Annotated in this window: 18 protein-coding genes and 3 pseudogenes; 15 read left to right on the plus strand and 6 right to left on the minus strand. The window is 58.8% G+C overall.

Annotated features, from left to right (window positions below; all coding sequences use genetic code 11):
• The 15 genes and pseudogenes from ACR3E7_RS18480 to ACR3E7_RS18550 form a co-directional block, all read left to right on the plus strand.
• Positions 1-243: pseudogene (locus ACR3E7_RS18480) on the plus strand (siroheme decarboxylase subunit beta); the annotation flags it as partial.
• Positions 230-679: an Lrp/AsnC family transcriptional regulator gene (locus ACR3E7_RS18485; RefSeq protein WP_480503903.1), complete on the plus strand. Its 450-nt coding sequence runs from the start codon at positions 230-232 to the stop codon at positions 677-679. The pseudogene ACR3E7_RS18480 and the gene ACR3E7_RS18485, both read left to right, overlap by 14 nt.
• Positions 676-1,158 (plus strand): siroheme decarboxylase subunit beta, encoded by a 483-nt coding sequence (ahbB, locus tag ACR3E7_RS18490; RefSeq protein WP_480503904.1) that lies wholly within the window; start codon positions 676-678, stop codon positions 1,156-1,158. Before ACR3E7_RS18485 ends, ahbB begins: the two co-directional genes overlap by 4 nt.
• A gap of 5 nt (positions 1,159-1,163) precedes the next feature.
• Positions 1,164-2,378, plus strand: a complete 1,215-nt coding sequence (gene nirJ / locus ACR3E7_RS18495; RefSeq protein ID WP_480503905.1) for a heme d1 biosynthesis radical SAM protein NirJ — start codon at positions 1,164-1,166, stop codon at positions 2,376-2,378.
• Entirely contained in the window at positions 2,353-2,646 is a 294-nt protein-coding gene (locus ACR3E7_RS18500) for a c-type cytochrome (RefSeq protein ID WP_480719491.1), read from the plus strand. Before nirJ ends, ACR3E7_RS18500 begins: the two co-directional genes overlap by 26 nt.
• Positions 2,586-3,905, plus strand: a complete 1,320-nt coding sequence (locus ACR3E7_RS18505) for a cytochrome D1 domain-containing protein (RefSeq protein ID WP_480719494.1) — start codon at positions 2,586-2,588, stop codon at positions 3,903-3,905. Before ACR3E7_RS18500 ends, ACR3E7_RS18505 begins: the two co-directional genes overlap by 61 nt.
• A gap of 400 nt (positions 3,906-4,305) precedes the next feature.
• Entirely contained in the window at positions 4,306-4,680 is a 375-nt protein-coding gene (locus tag ACR3E7_RS18510) for a hypothetical protein (RefSeq protein ID WP_408015515.1), read from the plus strand.
• Positions 4,671-6,847 (plus strand): annotated as a pseudogene (locus ACR3E7_RS18515) (4Fe-4S binding protein). The gene ACR3E7_RS18510 and the pseudogene ACR3E7_RS18515 overlap by 10 nt, the downstream one beginning before the upstream one ends.
• A 14-nt stretch (positions 6,848-6,861) precedes the next feature.
• Positions 6,862-8,768: pseudogene (gene nosZ, locus ACR3E7_RS18520) on the plus strand (TAT-dependent nitrous-oxide reductase).
• 2 nt (positions 8,769-8,770) lie between these two features.
• A complete protein-coding gene (locus ACR3E7_RS18525; protein ID WP_480503909.1) occupies positions 8,771-10,027 on the plus strand; it encodes a nitrous oxide reductase family maturation protein NosD in 1,257 nt (418 codons plus the stop codon).
• Positions 10,017-10,910, plus strand: coding sequence for an ABC transporter ATP-binding protein (locus ACR3E7_RS18530; protein WP_480503910.1), 894 nt, complete (start codon positions 10,017-10,019; stop codon positions 10,908-10,910). Before ACR3E7_RS18525 ends, ACR3E7_RS18530 begins: the two co-directional genes overlap by 11 nt.
• Positions 10,907-11,728, plus strand: a complete 822-nt coding sequence (locus ACR3E7_RS18535; protein WP_480503911.1) for an ABC transporter permease — start codon at positions 10,907-10,909, stop codon at positions 11,726-11,728. The genes ACR3E7_RS18530 and ACR3E7_RS18535 overlap by 4 nt, the downstream gene beginning before the upstream one ends.
• Before the next feature lie 109 nt (positions 11,729-11,837).
• Positions 11,838-12,239 carry a nitrous oxide reductase accessory protein NosL gene (locus ACR3E7_RS18540; RefSeq protein WP_480719496.1) on the plus strand — a complete coding sequence of 134 codons (402 nt, stop codon included), beginning with the start codon at positions 11,838-11,840 and terminating at the stop codon, positions 12,237-12,239.
• Complete coding sequence (locus ACR3E7_RS18545) at positions 12,236-12,667, plus strand: FAD:protein FMN transferase (RefSeq protein WP_480719498.1); 432 nt, start codon at positions 12,236-12,238, stop codon at positions 12,665-12,667. Before ACR3E7_RS18540 ends, ACR3E7_RS18545 begins: the two co-directional genes overlap by 4 nt.
• Positions 12,661-13,134 (plus strand): FAD:protein FMN transferase, encoded by a 474-nt coding sequence (locus ACR3E7_RS18550; RefSeq protein WP_480719500.1) that lies wholly within the window; start codon positions 12,661-12,663, stop codon positions 13,132-13,134. The genes ACR3E7_RS18545 and ACR3E7_RS18550 overlap by 7 nt, the downstream gene beginning before the upstream one ends.
• Before the next feature lie 353 nt (positions 13,135-13,487).
• Here the strand turns inward: ACR3E7_RS18550 and ACR3E7_RS18555 are convergent, their stop codons facing one another.
• The 6 genes from ACR3E7_RS18555 to ACR3E7_RS18580 form a co-directional block, all read right to left on the minus strand.
• Positions 13,488-14,816, minus strand: coding sequence for a hypothetical protein (locus ACR3E7_RS18555; protein ID WP_480503914.1), 1,329 nt, complete (start codon positions 14,814-14,816; stop codon positions 13,488-13,490).
• A 177-nt stretch (positions 14,817-14,993) separates the two neighbouring features.
• Entirely contained in the window at positions 14,994-16,523 is a 1,530-nt protein-coding gene (locus tag ACR3E7_RS18560) for a phospholipase D family protein (RefSeq protein ID WP_170783268.1), read from the minus strand.
• A gap of 259 nt (positions 16,524-16,782) precedes the next feature.
• A complete protein-coding gene (locus tag ACR3E7_RS18565) occupies positions 16,783-17,682 on the minus strand; it encodes a DUF2950 family protein (RefSeq protein WP_480503916.1) in 900 nt (299 codons plus the stop codon).
• A gap of 4 nt (positions 17,683-17,686) precedes the next feature.
• Positions 17,687-18,187 (minus strand): hypothetical protein, encoded by a 501-nt coding sequence (locus tag ACR3E7_RS18570; protein ID WP_480719503.1) that lies wholly within the window; start codon positions 18,185-18,187, stop codon positions 17,687-17,689.
• A complete protein-coding gene (locus ACR3E7_RS18575; RefSeq protein WP_480719505.1) occupies positions 18,184-18,957 on the minus strand; it encodes a DUF3300 domain-containing protein in 774 nt (257 codons plus the stop codon). Before ACR3E7_RS18575 ends, ACR3E7_RS18570 begins: the two co-directional genes overlap by 4 nt.
• A gap of 350 nt (positions 18,958-19,307) precedes the next feature.
• The gene (locus tag ACR3E7_RS18580; protein WP_480503918.1) at positions 19,308-19,901 is read right to left on the minus strand and encodes a TetR/AcrR family transcriptional regulator; all 594 of its coding nucleotides are present in this window, start codon (positions 19,899-19,901) and stop codon (positions 19,308-19,310) included.
• Positions 19,902-19,914 lie beyond the last annotated feature (13 nt).

The raw sequence follows: 19,914 nt of genomic DNA on the forward strand, positions 1-19,914 counted from the left end.
TTGGCCGCCCATCCCGGTGTGACCTTGTGCTACGAGCGCAACCCGGTCGAAGGCGTCTGGCCCTATCGTCTTTATTCCATGATCCACGCACGTTCGCGCACCGAAGCTCTGGACATTCTGGCCGGGGCTTCAGCGTTACCCGAACTGTCGGGAACCAAGCACAAAGTTCTGTTCTCAACCCGTTGTTTCAAACAGACCGGCGCATTGATCCAAGCCAAGAGGTGGCCGCATGATGCTGGATGACACCGACCGCGCGATCCTGAACCGGATGCAGGATGACTTGCCGCTGACCTCGCACCCCTATGCGGCGATTTCTGATGAGTTGGGGATCGAGGAATCCGACCTTCTGAGTCGGTTGAGCCGCATGAAAGAGGATCGCGTCATAACCCGATTCGGCCCTTTCTTTGACGCGGCCGCAATGGGTGGTGCCTTTTGCCTCTGCGCCATGGCCGTGCCACCGCAGGAATTCGAAACCGTCCTGACCAAAGTCAATGCACATCCAGAGGTGGCGCACAATTATGAGCGCACACACCGGCTGAACATGTGGTTCGTTCTTGCGACCGAGACGCCCGAGGGGATCGCAACGGCAGCCGAGACCATTGAACGGGATACCGGGATCACAGTCCTGCAATTTCCCAAACTTCAGGAATTTTTCATCGGCTTCCGGGTAGCAGCATGATTGACGTAAAAGACCGAGAGATTATCGAAGCGCTGCAAGGCGGTTTGCCTTTGGTTCCCGCTCCTTATAGGCAAGTTGCCGACAATTTAGGGTTGGACGAAGACGATCTTCTGTTCCGCCTGGCCGATATGAAATCGCGTGGCGTGATCCGGCGCATTGCGGCGGCGCCCAATCACTACAAGTTGGGCATGACATCGAACGGGATGACCGTCTGGGATGTCGCGGATACGCGAGTTGCCGAACTGGGCCCGCAGATCGGACTGCTGCCTTTTGTGACCCATTGCTATGAACGCCCCCGCGCCCTGCCCGACTGGCCCTATAACCTGTTCGCCATGGTCCATGGATCGGACCCGATCGAGGTCGAGGAAAAGCGCGCGGAGATTGCCGCCATCCTGGGTGATGCCTGCCGGGCGCAGGATATCCTCTATTCCACGCGCATCCTGAAAAAGACTGGACTGCGTCTGAAACAGAAAGGCTGAGGACCATGTTCCGCCTGACCGAATACATGCATCAACTGGTCGCCCCGATCCCGGTACGCCCGCGTCGCCCCGGCCCGGTGAAGCCTGTGGTGATCTGGAACCTAACCCGGCGCTGCAATCTGAAATGCCGCCATTGTTATACCGTCTCGGCGGATGTGGCCTTCCCTGGCGAGCTCAGTCACGAGCAAGCCATGGTCACCCTTGAGGATCTGGGCCAGTTTCGCGTCCCGGCCCTGATCCTCTCGGGTGGTGAGCCGCTGGATCGGTTCGATTTCTTCGACATCTCCAAACGCGCCCGCGATCTGGTGCCGATGCTGGCCCTGTCCACAAATGGCACGCGGATTTACGATGAGACCGCCGACATGATCGCCGATGTGGGGTTCAACTATGTGGGCATCTCGCTGGACGGGATCGGGGCCACGAATGACTGGTTCCGCGGCGTTGAAGGTGCCTTTGCCGACGCCCTGCGCGGTGTGCGCGAATGCAAAAAGCGCGGCATCAAGGTGGGTCTGCGCTTCTGCCTGACCGAGGGCACCCAGCACCATCTGCCCGATCTGCTGCAACTGTGCGACGACGAAGGTGTGGACAAGTTCTATCTGTCCCATCTGGTCTATGCCGGGCGTGGCGACAAGAACCGGGGCGAAGATGCCGAACATCTGCGCACCCGCAAAGGGCTGGATCTGCTGCTGGAGCGCGCGTGGGAGGCGGCGTCTGGCGGGCGTCCGCTGGATATCGTCACCGGCAATAACGACGCTGATGCGGGTTACTTCCTGAATTGGGTGCGCGCGCGGTTCGACGCGGACAAGGCCGCCCATGTGCGGGATCATCTGGCGGCCTGGGGCGGAAACTCCAGCGGGTTGGGCGTGGCCAATATCGACAATCTGGGCCGCGTGCATCCGGACACCTATTGGTCCGATTACACGGTCGGAAATGTGAAAACCAAACCGTTTTCCGAGCTGTGGACCAGCAATGATCCGATGCTCGCCATGTTACGCACCCGCCCGCGTCCGCTGAAGGGACGCTGCGGGGCATGCACGTTGAAGGACGTCTGTGGTGGCAATACTCGTATCCGGGCTTTGCAACTGACCGGCGATCCCTGGGCCGAAGATCCGGCCTGTTACCTGAGCAATCAAGAAATCGGCGTCGAAGAAGCGGTAGAGCGGCTGCAAGTGACGCCATTCCGGGGGAAACGATATGATCCGGCGCATCAATTCTTCTGACACTCTGAAAATCAGCGCGCTGTGCGCCCTGCTACTTGCGGGCACCTCATGGGCTGACGCGCCTTCGGATTACGCGGAATACTGCGCCTCGTGCCATGGCGAGAGCCGCTTGGGCGGCGTTGGCCCGGCGCTGATCCCCGAGACGTTGAAACGGATGCGCGGCCCCCGCGTGGCTGCCGTGATTGCCGAAGGACGCACGGCCACCAGATGCCTGCCTTTGCCCATGAGCTGGATGCGTTGCAGATCGAAGAATTGGCGGGTTGGTTGAAATCCCCGTTGGAAACGGACCCTGAATGGGGTGAAACCGATATCATGGCCAGCCGTACGCTGGACGATGACTATGTGCCTGTCGATGCGCCGATCTGGGACAGTGACCCGATGAACATCACGCTGGCGGTTGAGACCGGAGACCACCATGTCAGCGTGCTGGACGGCGACACGTTCGAGGTTCTGGACCGGTTTGAGACGCCGTTTGCCGTGCATGGCGGGCCGAAATTCAGCCCCGATGGGCGCTATGTGTTCATCATGTCCCGCGATGGCTGGGTGCAGAAATACGACATCTGGGCGCTGAAACAGGTGGGGCGCGTGCGCGCGGGCCTGAACAGCCGCAACATTGCAATGTCAGGCGATGGCAAATGGGTAGCCGTGGCGAACTATCTGCCCAATTCGTTGACGTTGCTATCGACCGAGAATCTTTCGGTGGCGTCGGTTATCGAAGTGAAAAGCAAAAAGGGTGTGCCCAGCCGAGTCTCGGCCGTGTATCAGGCGCCGCCGCGTGAAAGCTTTGTGCTGGCGCTGAAAGACGTGCCCGAAATTTGGGAGGTCTTCTACGGTGCCAACCCGCCGCAATTCGGGCTGGGCCATGATTTCCGCATCGAGGGCCAGTTCAAAAATCCTGACCCGTTCCCGGTGCGCAAGATCACCACGCCGGATTATCTGGACGATTTCTTTTTCGACCAGAGCTATGAATACGTTATGGGCGCGTCGCGCGATGGCAAGGGCGGACAGGTGATTGATCTGGTAATCGGGCACAAGGTGGCTGATCTGGACCTGCCGGGAATGCCGCATCTGGGATCGGGCATCACATGGCAGCATGGCGACACAACCGTTATGGCCACACCGCATCTTACCGATGGCACGGTGTCAGTGATCGACATGAAAAGCTGGGAGACCGTCAAACGGATCAAGACCGAAGGGCCGGGGTTTTTCATGCGCAGCCATGAGAACTCGCCTTACGTCTGGGCCGATGTGTTCTTTGGCCCTAACAAGGATGTCATGCATGTAATCGACAAGCAGAGCCTTGAGATCGTGAAGACCCTGCGCCCTGCCCCTGGCAAGACCGTGGCGCATGTGGAGTTCACCAAGGATGGCAGCCACGCGCTGGTGTCGATCTGGGAGGATGATGGCGCAGTGATCGTCTATGATGCGCAGACGCTGGAAGAGGTCCGCCGCCTGCCGATGCGCAAACCGTCTGGAAAATACAATGTCTGGAACAAAATCACCTTCTCGGAAGGCACCAGCCACTGACGGGCGCTGGCCGGTCTGGAAACTGTCCATCCTGCTTTACCCGGCCACGGCTTTGACCGTGGCCATCAACCTGTTTTTGGCTGGGTTGATCGCGCATACCCTTGGTTTTGCGGTCATTCCCCGGTGACAGCGCTGATCTGGTCAGTGCCGTTGGGCGTGCCTGCAAGTTGGCTGGCGGGTCGTTGGCTGCGTGGGCTGATGGATGAGGCCGACGGCTAAGTCGCGAAAACCTTCGCACCTAACAGAAGTCAAGTATCGGTCCGAGAGATTCCCCTAGAACTCTGGAAAAGAATACCGAGTTGGATTCTCTATGCCCGCCTCTAACCCTCTGCACAACCTCCCTGTTCGCGCGTCCCGCGTGGCTTGTGCATGGGCGGGCACCCTTCTTCTGCTGTTGCAAATGCTTGGCCCGGTTCTGGCGAGTCCCGGTCAAAGCATATGGGTGGAGATCTGCTCGGAGGCGGGGGCGGTTTGGGTTCAGGTGGACCTTGAGGAGGAGACCGATGACCCGACCGCGCCCTGCCCGAAATGCGCCGATTGCACCTTGTGTGCCGTCACCACGCTGGCGCAGTTGCCCGATCAGCCTCATCTGGTCCTATCCCAGAAGGCCGGCCTCGCCCTGTACCGGTGCGCCGATCAGAACCAACCCCATGATCAGGCCCGCTTGTGGCCTGAAACCCGAGGGCCCCCGCACGCAAACCTAAAAACAACTGAACGCGCCCCGCGCGCTTCCATGGCGTCTACTCAAAGTATCGGAGGTGCGCCATGGTCGTAAGTCGCGCATTCCAAGCCCTGCTGGCCTTCACCCTGTCCTGCCTGATGGCGATCAGCGCCCATGCCGACAGCCTCGCCAGCTTTCTGCCCGAGATTGAGCCTGCCGATCTGGTGCCTGGTGCCGATGCCTTTGGCCCGGTGCGCGAGGACGTCATGGTTGCCCCCGTTCTGAAAGGAGGCGAGACGGTGGCCTGGGCGTTCCTAACATCCGATTTCGTGGGCACCACCGGATATTCCGGCAAGCCGATCCACGTGGTTGCTGCCATCAATGACGAGGCGGTGTTGACCGGGGTGCAACTGGTCAAACACTCGGAACCGATCGTGCTGATCGGCATTCCCAATGCGCACATGGTTGAGCTGACCGAAGGCTATGCCGGGCTGGACCTGAAGGTTGAGGCCGAGACGGGCGGTGAGGGGCATGACCTTGATATTATCTCGGGCGCGACCGTCACGATCATGGTGATCGACGACAGCCTTGTGCGTGGTGGCATCAAGGTGGCGCGCGCGTTGGGGTTGGGCGGATTGGCACCGGCGCAGGCCGACGGGCCCAAGCGCGAGGTCGATATGGCGCAGGACGCCATCTATGACTGGACGACACTGTCGGGGGACGGGTCAATCCGGCGACTGACGCTGGATATCGGGCAGGTCAATGCCGCGTTTGAGGCGACGGGCGATCAGCGCGCGATCAAACGCCCCGAACCCGGTGAACCCGATGACACCTATATCGACATGCATTTGGCACTGGTCTCGGTGCCGTCGATCGGCAAGTCGCTGCTGGGCGAGGCCGAATATCAGAACATGGTCGACTGGCTGGACGAGGGCGAGCAGGCCATTCTTGTGCTGGGACGTGGGGCTTACAGCTTTAAGGGTTCGGGCTATGTCCGGGGCGGGATTTTCGACCGGATTCAGCTGATCCAGGGCGACAATTCGGTGCGGTTCTTTGACAAGCAACAACGCCGTCTGGGCGAAGTTGCAGCTCCCGATGCCCCAAGCTTTACGGAACTGGACATCTTCAAAATCCCCGCCGATGCCGAGTTTGATCCGGCCGAGCCCTTCCGCCTGCAACTGCTGGCGCAGCGGGCCGTGGGTGCGGTCGAGAAAACATTCCTGACCTTTGATCTGGGCTACAAATTGCCCGAATACTATCTGCTGCCCGTTGCGGCCCCTGCGGTTGTCGATGACGCCAGCGGTGAGGCTGCGGCAAAGGCTGCGCTGTGGCAGCGCATCTGGAAAGACCGCGTGGTTGAGATTGTGATCCTCAGCGCGATGCTGCTGGTGCTGACGGCGACCTTCTTCTTCCAGTTCCACGCCACCATGAATGCACGCGTGTTCTACTGGTTCCGCATCGGTTTCCTGACCATGACGCTGTTCTTCATCGGCTGGTACGCCAACGCGCAGCTGAGCGTGGTGAACCTTATGGCGCTGGCGGGCAGTCTGCGCACGGGGTTCTCGTGGGATGCCTTCCTGCTGGACCCGCTGGTGTTCATCCAGTGGTTCGCCGTCGCCGCCGCGCTGCTGTTTTGGGGACGCGGGGCCTATTGCGGCTGGCTGTGCCCGTTCGGTGCACTGCAAGAGCTGACCAACAAGATCGCGCGGACCTTCAAGGTGCCGCAATGGATCTTGCCTTGGGGTCTGAACGAACGGCTCTGGCCAGCAAAATACATAATCTTCCTAGTGCTGTTCGGGATCAGCTTTGTCTCGATCCCGCTGGCCGAAACCTATGCCGAGGTCGAGCCGTTCAAGACCGCGATCATCCTGAAATTCATGCGAGACTGGCCTTTCGTGGTCTTTGCGCTGGCCTTGCTGGGGATCGGGCTGTTCATCGAACGGTTCTACTGCCGCTATCTGTGCCCGTTGGGCGGTGCGCTGGCGATCCCGGCCCGTATTCGCATGTTCGACTGGCTGCGCCGCTACAAGGATTGCGGCACCCCCTGTCAAACCTGCGCCAATGAATGCCCCGTTCAGGCAATCCACCCCACCGGTGAGATTAACCCTAACGAGTGCGTCACCTGCCTGCATTGTCAGGTGCTCTATCAGTCCGAGGACAAATGCCCCGTCGTTATCCGCCAGTTGAAACGGCGGGCCAAGACAGGGTCGGTGCAGATGAAGACTCACTCGGACAACCACCGGCGAACCATCCGAACGCCAAACCGCAAACCATTTCTTGATTGGAGGGACGATCATGTCAGACCAAGAAAACAAACTGAACATCACACGCCGCGGAATGCTGGGGGCGACCGCCACCGGTGCCGTTCTGGCCGGGACCGGGCTGGGCTCGACCCTGATGACCGCCCGCGAGGCAAGCGCCGCTGCGAACGCGCATCTGGAACCGGGCGAGCTGGACGAATACTACGGCTTCTGGTCCTCAGGCCAAACCGGTGAGCTGCGCATCCTGGGTGTGCCTTCGATGCGTGAGCTGATGCGGGTGCCTGTGTTCAACCGCTGCTCAGCCACCGGCTGGGGTCAAACCAACGAGTCGCTGAAAATCCTGACCGAAGGCCTGCTGCCCGAAACCAAAGAGTTTCTGGCTGCCAACGGCAAGGTCACCTATGACAACGGCGACCTGCACCACCCGCACATGTCCTTCACGGATGGCACCTATGATGGTCGCTATCTGTTCATGAACGACAAAGCCAACACCCGCGTGGCCCGTGTGCGCTGCGACGTGATGAAATGCGACAAGATCATCGAGATCCCGAACGCGCATGACATCCACGGTCTGCGTCCGCAGAAATACCCGCGCACCGGCTACATCTTTGCCAATGGTGAGCATGAGGCGCCGCTGGTCAATGACGGCCGATCCTCGACGATCCGTCGCAATACGTGAACATCTTTACCGCCATCGACGGCGACACGATGGAGATCGCATGGCAGGTGATGGTGTCGGGCAACCTCGACAACACCGACTGCGACTATCAGGGCAAATACGCGTTCTCGACCTCGTACAACTCGGAAATGGGCATGAACCTGGCCGAGATGACCGAGAATGAGCTGGACCACGTGGTCGTGTTCAACCTCAAAGGCATCGAAGACGCAATTGCTGCGGGGAACTATCAGGAGCTGAACGGCGTCAAGGTCGTAGACGGCCGTAAAGAGGCTGGCGGCAACCTGACCCGCTACATCCCGATCCCGAACTCGCCACACGGTGTGAATGCCGCGCCCGACAAGAAACACATCATGATCAACGGCAAGCTGTCTCCGACCGTGTCGGTGATCGATGTCGAAAAAGTCGACGCGCTGTTTGCCGACAACGCTGATCCGCGCTCGGCCATCGTCGCGGAACCGCAACTGGGTCTTGGCCCGCTTCACACCGCGTTCGACGGCAAGGGCAACGCCTATACCACCCTGTTCCTGGACAGCCAGGTGGTGAAGTGGGACATCGCCAAAGCGATCGAAGCCTATGGTGGCGCGGACGTCGATCCGATCCTCGACAAGGTGGACGTGCAGTATCAGCCGGGTCACAACTCGACCTCGATGGGTGAGACGGCTGAGGCTGACGGCAAATGGCTGATTTCGATGAACAAGTTCTCGAAAGACCGCTTCCTGAACGTGGGACCGCTGAAGCCTGAGAATGAGCAGCTGATCGACATCTCGGGCGACAAGATGAAGGTGGTCCATGACGGCCCGACCTTTGCGGAGCCGCATGACTCGATCCTTGTACACCGGTCCAAAGTGAACCCGGTCAATGTCTGGGATCGCAACGACCCGATGTGGGAAGATGCGCGCAAACAGGCCGAGGCCGATGGCGTCGATCTGGATTATGGCGCGGATGAGCCGATCCGGGATGGCAATAAGGTGCGCGTCTACATGACCTCGGTCGCCCCTGTGTTCAGCATGGAGAAGTTCACCGTCAAGCAGGGCGACGAAGTCACCGTCTATGTCACCAACCTGGACGATGTGGATGATGTGACCCACGGCTTCTGCCTGTCGAACTTCGGTATCGCGATGGAGGTTGCCCCGCAGGCCACCGCCTCGGTCACGTTCATTGCCGACCGTCCGGGCGTGCATTGGTTCTATTGCCAGTGGTTCTGCCACGCGCTGCACATGGAAATGCGCGGCCGGATGTTTGTTGAGCCGCGGAGCGCGTAGTCATGCGTTGGTCCCTGCTCATACCGCTCCTGCTCGGCTCGCCCCTTTGGGCGGCGGACTGGGATGTGCCCAACCGGGCGGGGGCCATCAATCAGATACTGGCGCAGGCGGCGGATGGGGATACCCTCCGCCTGAGCCCCGGCACCTATGCCGAAACACTGGTTCTGGACCGGCCCATCACGATTGACGGGCTGGGACAGGCCACGATTGACGGACAAGGCGAAGGCAGCGTTATCACCGTGACCGGACCCGGCGTGACGGTGCGCGGGCTGACGGTGATCGGCTCCGGTTCAGACCATGACGGGATCGACAGCGGCATCCAACTGACCAAAACGGCCACCGCGCCTGTGGTCGAGGATAATGTGCTGCTGGGCAATCTCTATGGCATCGACATCCACGGGGCCAAGGACGGCATCGTGCGCCGCAACCGGATCGAAGGGCGGCAGGACCGCCACATGAACGCGCGCGGCAATGGGGTCTATGTCTGGAACGCTCCCGGGGCCGTTGTCGCCGACAATGACATTCAATTTGGCCGCGATGGGATTTTCGTGAATTCTTCGAAGAAGAATTTGTTCACCGGCAACCTGTTTCGTGATCTGCGCTTTGCGGTGCACTATATGTATGCCGACAACTCCGTGGTCAGCAACAACGTCTCGATCGGCAACGATCTGGGCTATGCGGTGATGTTCACCTCGAATGTCAAAGTCACCGACAATGTGTCGATTGATGACCGCGAACATGGCGTGATGCTGAACTATGCCAACAAGAGCGTCATCACCGGCAATGTGGTCAAAGGTGCGAAAGAGAAATGCACCTTCCTCTATAACTCGAACAAGAACGAGTTCACTGACAACTGGTTTGAAGGCTGCGGCATCGGCATCCACTTTACCGCCGGGTCCGAACGCAACCGGATCGTCGGCAACGCCTTTGTCGGCAACCGGACACAGGTGAAATATGTCTCGACCAAATGGGTCGAGTGGTCAGAAGACGGGCGCGGAAACTATTGGTCCGATTTCGCCGCCTATGATGTGGATGGTAACGGCGTGGCCGATGCCCCCTATCGCCCCAACGATTCAATGGACCATGTGCTGTGGACCCAACCCGCAGCCAAATTGCTGCTCGGCTCACCTGCCGTGCAGCTGGTGCGCTGGTCGCAATCGGCCTTCCCGGCGCTGTTGCCGGGAGGCGTGGTGGACAGCAACCCCTTGATGCAAACCCCTGAACCCCCAGCTATGAAAAAGGTGCCTCATGACGAATAAGGCCCTGACGATTGACCAAGTCTGCAAAGACCGTGGCAAGACCCCCGTTCTTGACGATATCACCCTGTCTCTTGCCCCCGGTCAGCGCGTTGCGCTGCTGGGCCATAACGGTGCGGGCAAGTCGACCCTGATCAAATCCGTCCTTGGCCTGACGCCGATCCATGGCGGAGCCATTCGGATCGGAGACGTCGCCCCCGGTACGGCGCAGGCGCGGCGAGAGACAGCCTACTTGCCCGAGGCGGTATCCTTCCACCCGGCCTTGACGGGCCGCGAACAACTGAACCTTTTTGCGCAACTCTCGGGCGCGAAAGCAGACGTGCCCGGCCTGTTGGAGCGGGTCGGCCTCAGCGATGCGCTGGACCGCCGGATCGGAGCCTATTCAAAAGGAATGCGGCAACGTCTGGGTCTGGCGCAGGTGCTGCTGGGTCAGCCCAAAGTGGCGTTGCTGGACGAACCGACCAGCGGGCTGGACCCGATCTCGCGGCAGGACCTCTATGCCATTATTGACGAGCTTGCCGCGCAGGGCACTGCCGTCCTGATCGCGTCTCACGCCTTGACCGAGGTCGAGGCCCGCACCGATCGCATTGCCATCATGCGCAAGGGTGGGATGGTGGCCGATGACACGCTGACCAACCTGTCGGCGTTGGCCGGTCTGCCGATCCGCCTGAAAGTGCGCGCCAGTGCCAACCCTGAAGCGCTGGCCGCCGAACTGGGCGGAAACCGGATCAATGGGGCTTCGGTCGAACTGCTGTGTTCTCCCGAGGACAAGATGGAGGCCCTGCGTCGCATAGCCGGATTGGGCGACGCGGTGGCGGATGTGGAAATGACGCCGCCCAAGCTGGAAGACCTCTATCGCCATTACGCACAGGAGAGATCGCAATGACCCGCTTCCTTGCCATCACCCGCACCGAAATGCTGATCCTGCGCCGCAACCGCTGGCTGCTGGTCGCGACGTTGATCATGGTGCTGTTCGCCTTGGCGCTGACCTTTGCGGGCAGCGCGCCAACCGGCACGCTGGGGGTCGATATGCTCACCGTCTCGGTCGCCTCGATGACCACACTGTCGGTCTATCTTGCGCCCTTGCTGGCGCTGATGATTTCTTTCGACGCCATCGCAGGCGACGTGGACCGGGGCAGCCTTTCCCTATTGTTGTCCTATCCTGCAGGGCGCGGAGAAATCCTGTTGGGCAAGTTCACCGCCCATCTGGCCGCGCTAGCCTTCGCCATGACCGTCGGCTTTGGCACGGCAGGCGCAGTGGCCACCTTCTTTGGAGGCGCGGGGGCCGAAAGCCTGATAGCTCTGACGCGACTGATCCTCACATCCATCCTGCTGGGCGCCGTCTTTCTGGCGCTGGGATACCTGCTGTCTGCCCTGGCAAAGGGGGCTACGGCGGCAGCGGGTCTGTCGGCCGGGCTATGGCTGGTTTTTGTTGTCCTCTATGATCTGGGCCTGTTGGGGGCCGTCGTCATGGACAAGGGCGGCAGCTTCACCCAATCCGTCTTTCCGTGGGTGATGGTGGCCAACCCGGCCGACGCATTCCGTCTGTGGAACATTGCCGCGACCGAGGGTGTCGCCATGGCCTCCGGCATGACCGGGGCCGCGCAGGCCCTGCCCTTCTGGGCCGCGCCCGCCTCACTTCTGATCTGGCCGGTGCTTGCCTTCGCGCTCGCGCGACTGGCCTTCCGGAGGGTCGAACCATGAAACGCTTGTACCTGATTGCCCTGATTGCCCTGACCGCCTGCAAAGAAGAGGTTGCCGAGGCCCCCGACCCGGTGGATTTAACCCCGATGCGCTGAGTTTCTTCTGCCAGATGAACATCGCCGAACATGGCGGACCCAAGGGGCAAATCCATCTGGAAGGCTACCCTACGCCGCTCTTCTTTGCGCAGGTCCGCGACATGGTGGCTTATCTCAAAAGCCCCGAACGTGACGCCGCCATCACCGCCGTATATGTCAGCGACATGAGCGTCGCACCCAGTTGGCGACAACCCGGCATTTCCAACTGGATCGCCGCCGCCGACTCCACCTTTGTAGTCGGCGCCAACGTCGCGGGGGGAATGGGCGCGCGCGAAGTTGTGCCTTTTGGCGATGCCAGCGCGGCGCAGGCCTTTATCGACACTTATGGCGGCGCCGCCCTGACCCTGTCCGATATCCCCGATGCCGAAGTGTTGGGCCCCGTCGATTTGAACCTTGCGCTGGAGACCCCGTCATGACCGCCCTGACCCGCCGCCGGTTTCTGGCTATTTCCGCAGCCTGCGCCTGTACTCCGGTTGCCGCCGCTGCGTCTGCGCGATGGCACGGCTCAGCATTGGGCGCAAAGGCCAGCCTACGCGTGGAAGGACTAACCAACACTGAAGCAGCACCCATTTTCGATGCCGTCACGGCCGAGCTGACCAGGCTTGAGAATATTTTCAGCCTGTATCGCCCTCACTCTGAGCTGAGCCGACTGAATACTGATGGACACCTGATAGCACCGTCACCCGAACTGTTGAAAGTTCTAAGCTTGTGTTCCGCGTTGCATGACGCCTCGGACGGCGCGTTCGACCCAACGATACAACCTCTCTGGATGGCGTTCGCCAAAGGAGCGGAACTCTCTGAACTGAATCGCGCGCAGCGCGGGATAGATGGCACAAAGTGTTAGTAAACACGGATGCAATCCGCCTGCCAGATCCGGGATTTTCAGGATTGACCCTGAACGGAATTGCCCAGGGCGAAATCACTGATCGTATCGCAAGTCTGCTAAACGGGTTTGGCCTGCGCAATATTTTGGTTGATATGGGCGAGATATCAGCCCGAGGCACCCGTAGCGATGGAAGCGACTGGCAAGTCGGCCTGGCAGATCCCAAGCATATCGTAAGGGGGCGGCTTTCGCTACGTGACCGTGCTGTCGCGACCTCGGCACCGGCAATGATGAAGCTGGCTGCGGGACATCACCACATTCTTGACCCAAAAAACCGAATGGCACCGCAGAGTACTGTGTCCGTTTCTGCCGCAAATGCCGCCTTGGCAGATGGGTTGTCGACTGCGCTATGCGTGACACCAGATAGGAAGGTCAGGTCAGTCTTGTCCCACTTCCCGGACGCCAAACTTGAGATGCTCGTCCCCTAGGCTCAGGACCCATTGATTTTCGTTTTGCTGCCAACCATGGCGAAGAAAAGACGGTCAAAATCTTCCTCTCAGCAATCGCGCTCGCCGCTTTGGTCATCTATCGGCCATGAGGCCTGAGCCTAACCAGCAACTTGGGACTACGGCTGCGCTCGGTCTTGTCAGCGCATTTTTCACCGGATTCCGTTATCGGTAAGACACTGTTCAATGGGCCCGTAAGAGGCTGGCGTCGTGAGCGTCTTGCCGGAACGAGTCTCAGCACAATCAAATGAGCGCCCGGGACCTTATCCGCGGAACTTTGCTGCCGAAACCCTAGCAATCATCTCTTTCGGGCGGCCCAACGCCGATTACACTTGTCAACGCAGTGGAAAGGCATCAGGAGTGATCTGCCCTGTCTCCGCTACTGTCCAACCGCGTGTTTTTAGTGAGTCCGTCGCTAAACCGGACATCTCGTCCGAAACAAAAAGCACGATGGGACCTTCGGTCGCCTCAGTAAGATTGGCAGAGAATGCATCCAGCGTTTCGGTCCAGCTCAGGTAGTCTACTGGAGCCATGACCACGGAATTGCTACTACCTCCAACGCCAATGATTGTGCCTTGTACGCGCAACTGGGACAGTGATTCTTTGGTCACGTGATACGTCCTGAACATGTCCAAGGTCTGCACCAGGAAACGCGCCTGACCTTCCGAGCCCACACTCAGGATCAACGGAAGGATATCCGCCCGGCCTTGCACCCCCTCAAGCGATTTCAATGAATCCGCCACCACAGCTTGCATGCTGAGCGTATAGTAGCTGTGCCGCAAAAAGCGGTCGACTTGATCACGCGGCACGCCGACGGACAAAAGCGTTTCCTCAACCTGCACGCGCAGATCACCGGGGGCGGTATCCCAAACCCAGTCACTGAGCCGCGAGGATGACGACAGGACCAACCCGCCCGGAACCAAACTGGTCAAGACATTGACGCCAAGCCCCCCGGCGAAGGCCGCCCAAGTAACCTCATCCAGCCGCGTGGCGAGGAGTTGATTGGTGGTATAGGGATCGACACCCAATTCCTTGGCCAGACGGCGGCGCTGTTTGTCAAACCCAAGGATATTTACAGCAACATCTCCGCTGGCGCGCGCGAAATTCTCAGTAAAGCTGCCCTGCGGACCGGCTTGTGAATCTGCCGAGCCTCCGGGAAGGTTAGAGGTGGTCTCGGGATCAACGCCGGGCAAGTTGCCCTCTCGGACATCGCCCAGTTTTTGCAGCCCCGTCTTAGCCGACCGTCCGGTACGTTTGAGAAACCGCCCGACACCTTCGGGCACACCTTTCAGAGTTTCCTTCGGCTGCTTCGCAAATTGGCGCAGGTTTTCAAACGTCTCTCCGGCTGTGTCTTCGGCAGCGTCGATGAATTGCTGGTCATTCTGGATATGGTCCAGCGCAGCAAGAGCTCGGATTTCGGCCAACCGCGCCTGCAACATACCCGGACCAGAGGCCGAGAATTGCCCGAACTGCGTCTCGATGCGGTAGGTCGCCATGTACCCATCCGTCGGGACCTGTTCGTCGATGCGATAAATCTCGGTCGCAAGCGGAACGTCCTGAACGCTTTCCTGCGCAGACAGTATGGGCTGTGCTTCATACTCGGCACTGAACGCAACTGTTGGCAGAAACAGCAACACAATAGGAAATGCCTTAACAAAATTCATTCGTTCCATCCCTTTTCCGCGCATCCCGGCCAAATTGCACAAACACGGAACACGGGGACGCTGCAGATCTTCAATCATCCCGACAGCAAGCACCGAGATGTCTTTCTTGTCCAGTCCGGGGCTCCATACTGCGACGGGGGCTATGGCGACGGCGTAGATGTGGAAGCCCATCTTGCGCTAAAGCTGCGATCCAATAGGCAAAATGGCCAAAAACCCGGCCTTGATATGATCAAAGAAACTACCGGTGGGTTCATGTCGGTTCAGCAAGATCGCACCATCCTCGCGGTAGGACCTCCAGGTGACGCGTTTTTCCTCGTCATATTGGACCGAATAGGTGTTTTGCTTCAAAGCTTCGTCAAGCGCAGCAACCGCGCGTCGCGTCAGGTCCGGCGAGTCCACAAGCACGCCCATTTCTGTGTTTATGTTGACCGACCGCGGGTCCCAGTTGAACGAGCCCACGAACAGGTATCGCTCATCGATGGTAAATGCCTTCGTGTGCAAACCCGCGCGCGACTGACCCCAATTCACCCCCCGCTGATTGACCCGGTCTGAGTCAGGGCGCAGTTCGAACAGTTCCACGCCCCCGTCCAATAGAGCGCGGCGTTCCCTTGCATAATGCGCATAAACCGGCGCCACATCGTTTGACGCCAGCGAATTGGTGACAACACGCACCTTAACCCCGCGATCCTCGAGTTCGCTCAGCCATTTAACCCCTCGCTTACGGGGCACAAAATAGGCTGAGATGACGTCGACCGAGCTTTCAGCCTTTTGGAAATAGGGTACCAACTTCGAGGCCAGAATGGGCTGATCATTGTCGACACCGGCTGCCTTGGACGGCGGGTCGGAATACAGTTTGGCCGGAACCCAGTCTAGCCTGAGCGTCTTGAGGGTAAAAGTCTCTTGCGCGGTCTTCTTGACCGCTGCCGCATACGGTGTTTTCAGGGCTTCATCGACCAGCGCATTCAGACGCACGCGGGCATCTGCCAGACCCAGAGTCTCGGGTTCGCCAATCACCGCACGGGCAGGAACAGCAAATTCGCTGTTCCAGTATTCGTCGAAATTGTCGGACACCTCGTTCACCACAGGCCCGGCGACGAAGATATCCAGATCTGCATAGTTAAACTCTTCCTTGGCCAGGAAGTACTCATCCCCCACATTGCGACCACCAACGATGGAAATAGTGTTGTCGACGGTTATGGACTTGTTATGCATGCGTCGGTTGATGCGTTTGAAATCGGTCAAACCTGCAACCAACAGGCTTTGGTCACGCCAGAAAGGATTGAACAGCCGGATCTCGATATTTTCATGAGAATCCAGTGCGGCAGTCATCGCGTCGTAACCCGATGTATCCATGTCATCCAGCAGCAGCCTGACCCGTACACCGCGATCCGCCGCGTTCAGCAGGCTCAGCGCAAACAATTGCCCGGTCAGATCGTTGTGCAGCAGATAGTATTGCGCATCTATTGTCACATCCGCCTGCGACGCCAGAACCAGACGCGCGGCCAGTGCCTCTTCGCCGTTGCTGATCAGCTTGACACCCGACCGTCCGTCACGTGGATCACCCAGTTTGCGCACCGCTGTCGTCAACCTGCTATTGGAAGGGCTCTCGACCGCCCGCGATGGGACTTGAACAAAATCCCTAGGCCCAGCCGAACAGGCCGCCAGAGCGATCAATCCCAACAAAGGCCAAAGCAGTTTTCTCGGCATCTTCCTTCTTCCTTTAGCCTTAGTCGTTTGCCCGGATCGGTTGGGTTCGACGTCTCATTTACCGACTTACATTAGCACCTTAGTATCCTGTACCGAGCTTTTTCGCATCGACCGCAAAGTACAGTTGGGAATCTCGCCAAAATCGCTTTCACTTTGCAGGGCGATGGCGGCGTTGGTTCTTAACCGAATCCAACGCCGCAAACGCTCTGATGCCTTCTGGAAATGCGATACGACCGGATGCTGGAATCGACGCGCAGGATCAGTTCACAGGCTGCCATTCCTCAGTCGGATCAAACCCGGTTATGCCTGCCGCCTTTTCCAGCGTGTCCTCGCCCAGAACAGCCTCGAACACGACACCGTTTTCCGAAACCATGAAACTGTGCACGCCGGTCTCTCCGAATTCTGCTGGAACGGCCAAAAGGGCATGACCCGCAACCATGTGGCCATTGACGATGTAGTCCATCGCTCCGCCGGGCGCCGCATCGGTTTGCTCTGTCAGGATACGGAAATAGTAACCTGAAAAGGGCTCGGGCGCGAAGTCGGTTTCGCCGTCACTGAAGCCAAAAGCCGAAGCACGCGCGAAAAGCTCACCCAACAGCGTGTCTTCGGATGCCCAGAACAGCCCATCCCGCTGATCGGCAGAAGTCGAAATGATCTGGCTTGCGAATTCCCTGACCCCGTCGCCGTCTTGATCCTGCGACCGGAAATCGGCCTGTATTTCGACATAGGCCTCCATCAATTCGATCACGTCCAGCTCGTTGCGGCCGATTTCGCGCAGACGCACTTCTTCCCGGCCTGCGTCGTTGTCGAAAGACCATGATGTGTCCGTCTTTGCTATGGGCACCGGGAACAGCCAGCCTTCCTCACCCAGCGCAATCAGGACCGAGCCATCGTCTTGCGGCACAAGCCGATAGCCTTCTTTGTAGAGGGACAACAGTGCCAGCTTGTTGATCTTGTCCTCGACCGGGTTTCCATCGGAAAGATAGTCCGCAGCCTCTGGCCCGAAGACGGCCAGAGCAGCACCCGCCTCAGGGCTTTTCAGCGCTGCGACCATCGCCTCAAGCGCCTCTTGCGGAGAGGCATATGCGGCAGGTTCAGCCCAGGCCGGACCAGTGAGAAATGCGGTGATTGCAGTTGCTTTGATCAAAGTATTGGTCATGCTCTTATCTCCTCCGCTGGGCTTTTTGGTGGCTAGCTTTGCCCCGTTGCGAAGCCGAGCGTGCTTTTTGCCCGCTGGATTTCTTGTGGGTCGCCTTCGGCTTGCTGACCGCTTTGGGCTTAGAGGCTTTGGTGACATGGGACTTGGTCCCGGATGGTTTCTTAACCGCTGGCTTTTGGGTCGGTTTCTTCACGGCCTTATTCGGCGTGGCCCGATTAACCTTGGGCGTACCCCCATCCTTCATGGTTTTCCGAACTGCTTCCGTTTTGGCCTGCGATCCGGGCCGGGAGATATCTGGCGCACCGGATTTCTGGGACAGTTTGCTTCGCAAGGCATCCGCGCTGCTGTCGCCTTTGTCTATCGGCAGCTTGGTCTTACCCCCTGGATCCTTTTTGGAGGCAATCTTGTCTCGCGCCTGATCTTTCTTTCGATCATCCGGTTTCCAGCCATCGTCAGGACGATTGATGTTACCGTTCCCGATATTGACGTCATTGCCGATATTCACATTGCCGTCGATATCCAGATCAATATTCGGGTTTCGATAGATCGGGCCCCCACCCCAACCCCGCAATTTCGACAACCCCAGTAGTCATTCCAGTCGTCGTCATCGTCAAAAATGGCGTCGATCAGGGCGAATGTCCCAAACGCGATAGCTCCGGTGACAATGGCGTCGCCAACAAGGTTGCTGTTGCTGTCGGTATAAACGACCTGAGGGTCATATTGCGGCACATAAACAACTTCGGGATCCGCAGGTTGGATGATGACGGTTTCGTCTTCCGTGACCTCGACAAGCTGTTCTTCACCCGATACGAGCGCACCGTTGTTGATCGCCTGAGTCCGCATGGTCTGAACGGCGACCATCACCTCGTCACTTTGGGCAAGCATGGCGTCGCCCATGGTTTCGGTCCATTCGATATGGGTGGCCATATCCTCGATCACTTCAGGGAAGGCGACGGCCAGAACCTCAACGCTTTCGTCCCATTCTTCGGCTTCGACGGCAGCTTGAATGACTTCGGGTTCCTCGCTGTCCATGCTGGCCAGCAACCGGTCGCTTTTGACAACTTCCATCGGGCTGGTCGCCGCAACCAGTATCTGAATCAAAAGCGTGTCCGGAAACAAAGCAATCGGCGCGACGAGATTTTCCAGCTCGGCCTGGGTGAGCAGATCGGTGTCTGATATAGGTTCCGCGACACCCTCCTGTTCGGACTGCGCCCCCACTAACGTCGGTGTGAAAACCAGAAACGCGGATACAATCCAACGAACGATATCAGCCATATCTCCCCCCCTTTTTATCAGCAAATGTCCGAGGCCCAATTCGCCGCGGACACACGGGAAAACTCATCCCGTTATTCGAATGCTTAAATTTATCTCATGTTGTCGCGGGAGGGGCTTCTATGTAAAGGGCCTTTGGCTCAAATGTCGGAACACCTGTTTGAAGAAGAGCATGGGTACTGCTGTTTTGCCGCTGGTACCTTCGATATTGGGACCCATGCACGACCACAGGCGAAGCCGGCGAGATCTCGCTGTTTTTTACAAACCGATCAAGCGACGTTCGTAGCCCGTACGATTTTTCGAACAGCGTTCGCTGCGTCAGGCCGGTCTCACGTCCACACCCTTAGAGCAACTCAATTCGGCGCGCTCTCTTGGGGCAAATAGCGATCCAACAGGGCGTCAACCAGACCCGAAAGAAGCCGGTCACCTTCTGGCTGATCAACGCGCAGAATATCTTCCAAAATGATGAACTGCTCCATTCCTGTCGTCATCGCCAACCGCTTTTTCAGATCCTCGAAGTCTGAGGGATCCATTCGGCCACGAACAGGTTCAAGCGCTTCGCCAAATGCAGCCACGCGTCGGGCCCCCCGTATGTTTCTGCGCGCGTCCTCCAAAGCTGCCTTCAGTGACTCTGCCAGGAACTGCCGGAAATAGGCTTCGTGATCACGTGAGAAATCCAAGTAATATTGCGCAACCTTTTGCACACGACTTCGTACGTCAGCGAGATCTTCCAATAGGCGCGAAGTCGGCAAAACCTCGAAATCCAACGTCGCATCAAGCGCCAAAACTCCGGGGTCCGAAAAATACCTGTACACGGTCGCACGGCTGGTTTTCGCACGATCCGCAACTTTCGCAAGAGTAACCTCTGTACCCTCGGCCATGATGTCGCGCGCCGCTTCCAGCAACGCCTCTCGGGTCCGGTTTTTCTGATTGGTTCGTGGTGCCAATATTCAAGTTCCT

This window comes from Ruegeria sp. BK1 (assembly GCF_056535645.1).